1 protein-coding gene is annotated in these 1,155 nt (G+C 33.7%); it reads right to left on the minus strand.

Translation table 11 applies throughout. The annotated features are described in order from the left end of the window. Positions 1 to 36: 36 nt before the first annotated feature. Entirely contained in the window at positions 37 to 1,008 is a 972-nt protein-coding gene (locus ES676_RS14560) for an IS110 family RNA-guided transposase (RefSeq protein ID WP_148371050.1), read from the minus strand. Positions 1,009 to 1,155 lie beyond the last annotated feature (147 nt).

Genomic DNA, 1,155 nt, shown 5'->3' on the forward strand with positions numbered 1-1,155 from the left:
AACAAAGTACTGTGGTAAAAAACAAGTAAAAACCCATTAACTTTTCACTAAAGTACTTCTATAAGAATCATCATATATTAATCCAGATTTTGCTATTGCAAAAGCTTGTTTTAGTAGCTTATTACAGACCGCTATCAACGCTAGTTTTTTGCTCTTTCCTTTAGCTACTATTCGCTCATATATTTCCCTGCAAGCCTTATTGTACTTACAAGCATTAAAACTGCACATAAATAATAAATTACGCAGTTTTTGATTTCCCATTTTGCTAATTTTACTTCGGCCGCTCACACTGCTTCCGCTCTTCCTAATTATTGGGGTTAACCCTGCATAACTACACAACTCACTGCCGCTTGTAAAACGCTCAAAACCATCAGTGAGAACAACCAACATTAATGATGTTTTGTTTCCTATACCTGGAATACTTTTTAAACGAGTTAAAACGTCTTGGTGCACCTCTTTGACTAAAACGATTAATTTTTCTTCCAAGGTTTTCATTTCTTTTTGCACCTGTTTTAAACTACGTTTTAAAGAACTTACAACAGTTTTACTTGGGTTGCCTAAAACAGCTTCACCGTGTAATTTATTTTTAAGCATAGTGCTCTGTTTTGTATATACTGAAAGGAGTCTGGTCATTTGAAGACATTCTGTTTGATGCTTCGAATTACCTTTCCATAGTTTTAATTCAACTTGTTTAGCATACTCACAAATAAGCTTAGAATCACTTTTATCGGTCTTATTCTTCGTTAGTTTCATCTGTATAAAACGTTTTACAGACAAGGGATTTTCGACAGACACTTTTATAACAGATTCGAGTAAAAAATACGCCAATTGATAATGATAATAACCCGTTGCTTCCATCACACAATGACTATCAATCCCCAAGAGTTTTAAAAACTTTTTAAAACCAGCAGGATTGTTTTTAAACTGATAGTAATTACCTGAAGAATCCGTAACATCGAAAACCAAATGACTAATGTCAATTCCAAAATATTTAATATCTTTATTCATAATAAACTGTATTTTTAAAGGACGACTACGCGAGTTTCAACGACTTGAAATCGAGGTCTAAAAGCCTCATAGAACTGTACGAAATCTGTGTAGAAAAAGAGAGGGGGTTTTCAATGTTGACGAGATCATAGTCTCCGCGTGTATAAT

Origin of the sequence: Bizionia saleffrena (assembly GCF_008086175.1) — a bacterium.
Taxonomy (GTDB): domain Bacteria; phylum Bacteroidota; class Bacteroidia; order Flavobacteriales; family Flavobacteriaceae; genus Bizionia; species Bizionia saleffrena.

Excerpts from the sequence above, each read along its gene's own strand:
- ES676_RS14560 (WP_148371050.1), bottom strand. The coding sequence starts at position 1,008 with ATGAATAAAGATATTAAATATTTTGGAATTGACATTAGTCATTTGGTT.